This window comes from Synechococcus sp. BA-120 BA3 (assembly GCF_034931285.1).
In the GTDB taxonomy this organism is placed as follows: domain Bacteria; phylum Cyanobacteriota; class Cyanobacteriia; order PCC-6307; family Cyanobiaceae; genus Cyanobium.
The window spans coordinates 1-7,630 of the sequence record NZ_JAYGHZ010000062.1 but is presented as its reverse complement, the minus strand read 5'-3'; the positions used below and the strand labels follow the sequence as shown (position 1 = coordinate 7,630).

10 protein-coding genes are annotated in these 7,630 nt (G+C 72.0%); 9 read left to right on the top strand and 1 reads right to left on the bottom strand.

The window, feature by feature from the left end:
• From VB737_RS04430 to VB737_RS04415, 4 genes are all read left to right on the top strand, one after another.
• Positions 1–690 (top strand): DUF8623 domain-containing protein (locus VB737_RS04430; protein WP_500311466.1); only part of this gene is annotated, 690 nt, incomplete at its 5' end.
• A gap of 3 nt (positions 691–693) precedes the next feature.
• Positions 694–1,419, top strand: a complete 726-nt coding sequence (locus VB737_RS04425; RefSeq protein WP_500311464.1) for a response regulator — start codon at positions 694–696, stop codon at positions 1,417–1,419.
• Positions 1,397–2,791: a sensor histidine kinase gene (locus VB737_RS04420; RefSeq protein WP_500311462.1), complete on the top strand. Its 1,395-nt coding sequence runs from the start codon at positions 1,397–1,399 to the stop codon at positions 2,789–2,791. Before VB737_RS04425 ends, VB737_RS04420 begins: the two co-directional genes overlap by 23 nt.
• A gap of 98 nt (positions 2,792–2,889) precedes the next feature.
• Positions 2,890–3,297: a hypothetical protein gene (locus VB737_RS04415; protein WP_500311460.1), complete on the top strand. Its 408-nt coding sequence runs from the start codon at positions 2,890–2,892 to the stop codon at positions 3,295–3,297.
• Positions 3,298–3,333: 36 nt separating this feature from the next.
• Here the strand turns inward: VB737_RS04415 and VB737_RS04410 are convergent, their stop codons facing one another.
• Entirely contained in the window at positions 3,334–4,539 is a 1,206-nt protein-coding gene (locus tag VB737_RS04410) for a phosphoglycerate kinase (protein WP_500311458.1), read from the bottom strand.
• Positions 4,540–4,679: 140 nt separating this feature from the next.
• On the opposite strand from VB737_RS04410, the gene VB737_RS04405 reads away from it, so the two are divergent.
• The 5 genes from VB737_RS04405 to VB737_RS04385 all read left to right on the top strand — a co-directional run.
• Positions 4,680–5,063 carry a universal stress protein gene (locus tag VB737_RS04405; protein WP_254946584.1) on the top strand — a complete coding sequence of 128 codons (384 nt, stop codon included), beginning with the start codon at positions 4,680–4,682 and terminating at the stop codon, positions 5,061–5,063.
• Positions 5,063–6,040, top strand: coding sequence for a ribosome biogenesis GTPase YlqF (gene ylqF / locus VB737_RS04400; RefSeq protein ID WP_500311456.1), 978 nt, complete (start codon positions 5,063–5,065; stop codon positions 6,038–6,040). Before VB737_RS04405 ends, ylqF begins: the two co-directional genes overlap by 1 nt.
• A complete protein-coding gene (locus VB737_RS04395; protein WP_500311454.1) occupies positions 6,040–6,990 on the top strand; it encodes an RluA family pseudouridine synthase in 951 nt (316 codons plus the stop codon). Before ylqF ends, VB737_RS04395 begins: the two co-directional genes overlap by 1 nt.
• Before the next feature lie 42 nt (positions 6,991–7,032).
• A complete protein-coding gene (locus VB737_RS04390; protein WP_500311452.1) occupies positions 7,033–7,305 on the top strand; it encodes a hypothetical protein in 273 nt (90 codons plus the stop codon).
• Between the two features lie 5 nt (positions 7,306–7,310).
• Positions 7,311–7,630 (top strand): hypothetical protein (locus tag VB737_RS04385; RefSeq protein ID WP_500311450.1); only part of this gene is annotated, 320 nt, incomplete at its 3' end.

The following is a 7,630-nucleotide window of genomic DNA, read 5'->3' as shown; positions in this document are numbered from 1 at the left end:
GCCCCCGCCCTGGCGGCGCCCCCGTCGGCGGCCCAGCTGCAGGCCCTGGAGAGCGCCCTGAACAGCAGCTCCGACACGGCCCTGGCGGGTCTGCTGCAGGCCGGCCCCGGCCTCGATCCGGCCCAGCTGGAGAACCGTCGCCGCCTGCTGCGTCAGCAGTTCCCCGATGCCCGCTGGCAGCTGAGCTCCGGCACCCAGCTGCGGAGCGGCCAGCCCACGGTCACCCTGCGGGTGGAGGGCACCCGGCGCCAGGGCGGCACCACCTACCGGCTGGAGGCGGAGCAGTTGCTTGCCCTGCAGAGCGACGGCACCCGCATCAACGGCCAGACCGTGCTGCGGGAGAAATCTCTGCTGCGCAGCGGTGAGAAGCCCCTGCCGGTGAGCCTGCTGATCCCCGACGCGGTGCTGACCGGCCAGCGCTACGACGTCGACGTGATCTTCGACGAACCGCTCGACGGCGCCCTCGCCGCGGGCGGCATCACGGCCATCACCCCCCAGCAGCAGGCGACGATGGCCAGCCCCAGCCTGGAACTGGGCGCCCTCGGCGGCGGCGGCCTGTTCAAGATCGTCCAGGCCCCCCTGTCCCCCGGCTCCCAGACCTGGGCGGTGCTGCTGGTCCATCCCGACGGCATTGTCAGCGCCACCAAGCGGGTGCGGGTCGTCGCCGATCGCCAATCGCTCGAGCCCTGAGCCATGGGCCGACCGCATCGGATCTGGGTGGTGGATGACGATCCGGAGCTGCGCCAGCTCCTGTCCACCTACCTCGCTGAGCAGGGCTACGAGGTCCGCTGCATGGGGGACGGCGCCCAGCTGATGGCCCGGCTCGAGGGTCAGCGCCCGGATCTGCTGGTGCTCGACCTGATGCTCCCCGGCGACGACGGCCTCACCCTGCTGCGGCGCCTGCGGGACGGGGCCGACGACCTGCCGGTGCTGATGCTGACGGCCCGGGCCGATGCGGTGGATCGCATCATCGGCCTGGAGCAGGGGGCCGACGACTACCTGGCCAAGCCCTTCCTGCCCCGCGAACTCACCGCCCGCATCGAGGCCGTGCTGCGCCGCCGCGGCACCCTGCCCGGTGGTTTGCCCCAGCCCGACGGGGCCCGGATCGCCTTCGCCGACCTGGAGGTGGACCTGGCCGCCCGCACCCTGGAGCGCCATGGGGAGGCGCTGACGATCACCGGCGGCGAATTCGCCCTGCTGGCGGCCTTCGTGCAGCACCCCCACCGGCCCCTGTCGCGGGAGCGGCTGATCGAGCTGGCCCGGGGCCCGGGCAGCGACACCGACAGCCGCAGCATGGACGTGCAGGTGTCACGGCTGCGGCGGTTGATCGAACCGGAGCCGGCCCGGCCCCGCTACGTGCAGACGGTCTGGGGCTACGGCTACGTGTTCGTCCCCGATGGCAAGCCCCGCCAGTCCTGAGCGGCGGCGGCCGTCGCTCCGGCGCACCCTGGGGTACCTGCTGGCGGGCTCCGGTGCCGCCGCCTTCTGCCTGCTGCTGCTGCAGCTGCTGCTGGGACGCCGGCTGGCCCAGCAGCAGCTCGTGCAGACCGGCTCGGAGGTGGCCGCCAACGTGGTGCTGGGGGAGGTGGCCCTGGAGCGCTTCAGCCCCGAGGTGCTCAGCCAGATCAGCGGCATGCAGCTGGTGGTGGGCCAGCGGCCGGAGCCGACGGCCATCCCCGGCCGCGGGGGGGACCGGCGGCTGCGCTGGCAGACCCTGCGGATGCAGACGGAACTCTGCCGCCGCCTGGGCCGCTGCCCGCTGGTGCTGCCGGCCTCCTCGCCGCGGCGGGGGGTGTGGGTGGAGTTGGCCTCCCCCCTGGAGCGGGTGTGGCTGTTCGTCTCCCTTCCCTCCCCCCGCGGCTGGCCGCCCGACCCCCTGCTGCTGAGCCTGTCCATCGGCCTGGGGGCCCTCGGGGCGGTGCTGCTCTATCTCACCCTGGAGATCCAGCGGCCCCTGACCCGCCTGCAGGAGGCCCTGGCTGATGTGGGCCTCGAGGCCCTGCCCCAGGCCCTGCCGGACCAGGGCGCCCCGGCGGTGCGCCAGCTGATGGCCCGCTTCAACGCCATGCTGCTGCGGTTGGAGGATTCCGGCCGGGAGCGCACGACGATGCTGGCCGGCATCGCCCATGACCTGCGCAGTCCCCTCACCCGGTTGCGTCTGCGCCTCGCCCTCGCCGCCGACGGGCCGATGGCGCCGCAGGAGCTGGAGCGGGCCCACGCCGACATCCGTTCGATCGAGCGGATCACGCGCCAGTTCATGATCTTCGCCGGCGCCGAAGCCGACGAGACGCCAGTGCTGGTACCCCTTGATGCCCTGGTGGCCGAGGCGGCGGCAGCCGTGGGAGAGGTGCCCCTGGAGCTGGATCTGGAACCGCTGGTGCGCCGGGTCCGCCCGATCGCCGTGGCGCGGGCGGTGGGCAACCTGCTCGACAACGCCCTCACCTACGGCCGGCCGCCCCTGCGGGTGGTGCTGCGCCCCCTGGGGCCGGGGGAGGGGGAGGGCCGGCCCCAGGGGGAGGCCGCCGCGGTGGAGAGCGGCTTCGAGATCCAGGTCTGGGACTGCGGCGAGGGCATCGACCCGCAGCAGTGGAATAAGGCCATGACCCCGTTCCAGCGCCTCGACCAGGCCCGTGGCGGAGAGGGGCATTGCGGCCTGGGCCTGGCCATCGCCGCCAAGGTGGCCCGCGACCACGGCGGCGACCTGCGCCGGCTGGAGGCGGCGGCGACCGACGACCTGCCGCCGGGACGGTTCGCCGTGGCGCTGCGGGCCTGGCCCCTGGCCGGGGGGTGAGGGGGCTTCAGTTGCATCCGGTCACATCTGGCCGGTGGTCAGTCTGATCGCCGTCACACCTGCCGGTCACCATGGATCTGTTCGTGAATTTCCCTCCCGTGCCCTCCACCCTGCTTTCCCCCCTCCGCGTCGCCGTGCTGGCGATGGTCCTGGGCTCCTCCGGTGTCGCCATGGCCCAGAGCGGCCCCACCCCGGCCGCCCGTCCCACGCCGGCCCAGATGCAGAGGATCTTCCCCGAGCAGAAGCGCCTGGCCCTCAGCGACCAGCAGGCCCGCATCGCCATCCTCCAGCGTGGTGAGCGCTGCCTGTCAGGTGCTGGCAGCAGCGAGGCCCTGCGCACCTGCATGAAGGAACAGCGCAGCGCCAGCCAGCGCCAGCGGGAGCAGCACCGGGCGGCCATGAAGGCCCTGTTCGAGCGCAACGGCATCCCCCTGCCCCAGTGGGGCAAGGGGGACCGCAAAGGGGGCTGGGGAGAGGGCCGTGGCCCCGGCTCCGGCAGCCTCTGAGGCCGGGGCCTGCCCGGCCCTGAAGACGACGGGGCCTCAGGCCTCGTCGAGGGCGGCCACGCCGGGGAGCACCTTGCCTTCCAGCAGCTCCAGGCTGGCGCCGCCACCGGTGGAGATGTGGCTCATCTTCTCGGCCACGCCCACCTTCTCCACGGCGGCCACCGAGTCACCGCCGCCGATGATCGTGCAGCAGCCCTTGGCGCTCAGGTCGGCCAGGGTGTGGGCGATGGCGTTGGTGCCGGCGGCGAAGGCGTCGAACTCGAACACGCCCATCGGGCCGTTCCAGATCACGGTCTGGCAGTCGGCCAGGGCGTCCTGGAAGGTCTTCACCGAGTCAGGGCCGATGTCGAGGCCCATCCAGCCGTCGGGGATGGCGTCGATCGACGTGGTCTGGCTGTTGGCGTCGGGGGCGAAGTTGTCCGCCAGCACCACATCGGTGGGCAGCAGCAGCTGGACCCCCTTGGCGGCCGCCTTGGCCTCCAGCTCCTTGGCCAGCTCCAGCTTGTCCTCCTCCACCAGGCTCTTGCCCACCGCCAGGCCGCGGGCCTTGTAGAAGGTGAAGATCATGCCGCCGCCGATCAGCACCTTGTCGCACTTGTCGATCAGGGATTCGAGCACGCCGATCTTGCTGCTCACCTTGGAGCCGCCCACGATCGCTGCCAGGGGACGCTTCGGCTCATCGATGGCCCCCTGCAGATACTGGAGTTCCTTCTCCATCAGGAAGCCGGCCACGCTGGGGCTCAGATAGTTCGTCACGCCCTCGGTGGAGGCGTGGGCCCGGTGGGCGGCGCCGAAGGCGTCATTCACATAGACGTCGGCCAGGGCGGCCAGCTTTTCGGCGAAGCCGGCGTCGTTCTTCTCCTCCTCGGCGAAGAAGCGCACGTTCTCCAGCAGCACCACATCGCCATCGGCCATGGCGGCCACCTTGGCCTCGGCGTCGGGGCCGATGCAGCTGTCGGTCTTGGTCACGGGCTTGCCCAGCAGCTCGCTGAGGCGGGCCGTCACCGGGGTGAGGCGCATGGACTCGTTCACCTGCCCCTTGGGACGGCCGAAGTGGGCGGCCAGCAGCACCCGGGCGCCATGGTCGATCAGGTGGCGCACCGTGGGCAGGGCGGCCCGGATGCGGGTGTCGTCCGTGATCGCCCCGGCGTCGTCGAGGGGCACGTTGAAGTCGACCCGAACCAGCACCCGCTTGCCGCGGAGATCGTCGGCGCTGAGGCTGGAGAGGGATCGCTTCGCCATGATTACGGATAAGGAAAGGCGGGGGGACATTAGCCTCCGGCGCCGCCCGCCCCGCCGCCGCCGCGATTCGGTTCTTCCCACCCCCGCTGCCTGGCGGCCGCAACGGTCGGCGCTAGGACAAGAGGGCCGGGCCTTCCGCCATGTTCGACACCGTCCTGTTCCCCATCGACCAGAGCCGCCAGACGATGGAAACGGCGGCCGTCGCCCTGCAGCTCGCCCAGCGCCACGGCAGCCGTGTGGTGCTGCTGTCGGTGGTCGAGGCCGAAGAAGGGGTGATGCACGATCCGGCCGATGTGGCCCGCCTGCTGGAGCAGGCCCGCGCCAGCTTCACCCAGGCCGGCGTGGCCTGCGAGGTGCTGGAGCGGGAGGGAAAGCCGGCCTTCGTCATCGGTGATGTGGCCGATGAGATCAACGCCGATGTGATCGTCATGGGCACCCGCGGCATCACCCTCGAGGGCGACCACCAGAGCACCGCCGCCCGGGTGCTCCAGCTGGCGCCCTGTCCGGTGCTGGTGGTGCCCTGATGCCGGACGTCGGCGACACGGTCCGCCTCAGTACTGCCGCCCCACCGATCCAGTGGTACCCGGGCCACATCGCCAAGGCGGAGAAGGCCCTCAGCGCCAACCTGGAGAAGGTGGACCTGGTGATCGAGGTGCGCGACGCCCGCATCCCCCTGGCCACCGGGCACCCGCGGCTGCAGCGCTGGATCCGGGGCAAGCAGCATCTGCTGGTGATCAACCGCCGCGACATGGTCAGCCCGGCGGCCCGTCTGGCCTGGGATGGTTGGTTCCGCCAGCGGGGGGAGGTGCCCTGGTGGTGCGACGCCAAGGTCGGCACCGGCGTCAAGCAGCTGCAGCAGGCGGCGATCCGGGCCGGTGAGACCCTCAATGCCCGCCGGGCCGGCCGGGGCATGAAACCGCGCCCCGTGCGGGCCCTGATGCTCGGCTTCCCCAACGTGGGCAAGTCGGCGCTGATCAACCGGCTGGTGCGCCAGAAGGTGGTGGAGAGCGCCCGCCGCGCCGGGGTCACCCGCAGCCTGCGCTGGGTGCGGCTGGGCCAGGACCTCGACCTGCTCGACGCCCCCGGCGTGCTGCCGCCCCGCCTCGATGACCAGCTCGCCGGGCTGCGCCTGGCCCTCTGCGACGACATCGGCCAGGCCTCCTACGACGGCGAGGCGGTGGCCCAGGCCTTCCTGCGCCTGCTGGCCCAGCTGGAGCCGGTGGCGGCAGCCGGGGTGGCGCCGGGGCTGCTGGAGCGGCGCTACGGGGTGACGGTGCCGCCCTTGCCTGGCGTGGATCCCGAGCGACCGATCCCCGATGCCGAAGCCTGGCTCGCGACGGCGGCGGCCCGCCACACCAGCGGCGACACCGCCCGCATGGCCCAGCGCCTGCTCGACGATTTCCGCCGCTCCCTGCTGGGGCCGATCGCCCTGGAGCTGCCTCCCCCGGCTCCGGCCCCCCATCCCCCGGGTCCGGCCCCCCAGGAGTCGCCCCCCGGCTGATGGGCGCGTTCGGGGAAGGCGAAGGGGAGCTGCTGACGCTCCATTACCCGAAGCCGCTGCCGATGCGGCTCGACCGCTGGCTGGTGTCCCAGCGGCCCGAGCAGAGCCGGGCCCGCATCCAGAAGTTCATCGATGCGGGCTACGTGCGGGTCAACGGCGTCACGGGCCGGGCCAAGACGCCCCTGCGCACCGATGACACCGTCGAGCTGTGGATGCCGCCACCGGAGCCCCTGCCCTATCTGGTGCCCCAGCCGATGGCGCTGGATGTGCTGTTCGAGGACGAGCATCTGATCGTCATCAACAAGCCCGCCGGGCTCACGGTCCATCCGGCTCCCGGCAACAAGGACGGCACCCTGGTGAACGGCCTGCTGCACCACTGCCCCGATCTGCCGGGCATCGGCGGCGAGATGCGGCCGGGCATCGTGCACCGCCTCGACAAGGACACCACCGGCTGCATCGTCGTCGCCAAGAGCCAGGAGGCGCTGGTGAAGCTGCAGGTGCAGATCCAGAAGCGCATCGCCTCGCGGGAGTACCTGGCGGTGGTGCATGGCCGGCCCGCGTCCGAGAGCGGCACGATCGTGGCGGCCATCGGCCGCCATCCGGTCGATCGCAAGAAGTACGCCGTGGTGACCGACAGCAGCGGACGCCATGCCTGCACCCACTGGCGCCTGATCGAACCCCTCGGCGACTACGCCCTGCTGCGCTTCAAGCTCGACACGGGCCGCACCCACCAGATCCGGGTGCACTGCGCCCACACGGGACACCCGATCGTGGGGGATGCCACCTACGGCCGCTGCCGCAAGCTGCCGGTGGCGCTGAGCGGCCAGGCCCTGCACGCGGTGCGGCTGGCCCTGGACCACCCGATCAGCGGTGAGCGGCTGGTGTGTGAGGCGCCCCTGCCGGAGGTGTTCGAGACGCTGTTGCTGGCCCTGCGGCGGCGGTCGTCCTGAGGGCGTTGCTGCGGCAGACTTGAAACCCTGGATCCCGGTGTCATGGTCCCGCCGCCGCGACGGCTGTTCGTCGACCAGTTCTTCGTCGGCTGGGTGTATGGCCCCTGGGTGGTGGCCGGCCTGCTGGTGATCCTGGCGCTGCGGCTCCTGCTGGCGGAGGATTTCAACCTGCACAGCCACGCCTGGGGGCTGTTCGGCAACGCCGCGATCTGCTTCTCGATCGGCTGCGTCTGCAAGCTCTCCTGGGCCATGGCGCGGGTCGGCGCCGTGCGCCAGCTGGAGCAGCAGCTGCGCCGGGAGCTGGGCCTGCGCTGATGGCGATGACCCGCTCCCAGCTCGGCCTGGTCGTCACCCTGCCCTGGCTGGCCGCCGGGGTGGTGCTGCTGGCGATGACCCGTATCCAGGGGGAGACCCGCCAGACCCAGCTGGGGCTGTTCGGCAGTGCGGCGATCTGCTTCTCGATCGGCTGCCTGGCCCGAACCAGCCTGGGTCTGCACGATCTGGCGCAGGGCCGCAGCACGGCCGTCCCTCCGGCCGCCCTGCCTGGGGCCTGTCTCTTTTCCACATCTGACGCTGCCGACGAGGTGCCTCGTGTGGATCTCGGGGGGTTGGTAATCGCTGAAAACAAAACAGATCGATA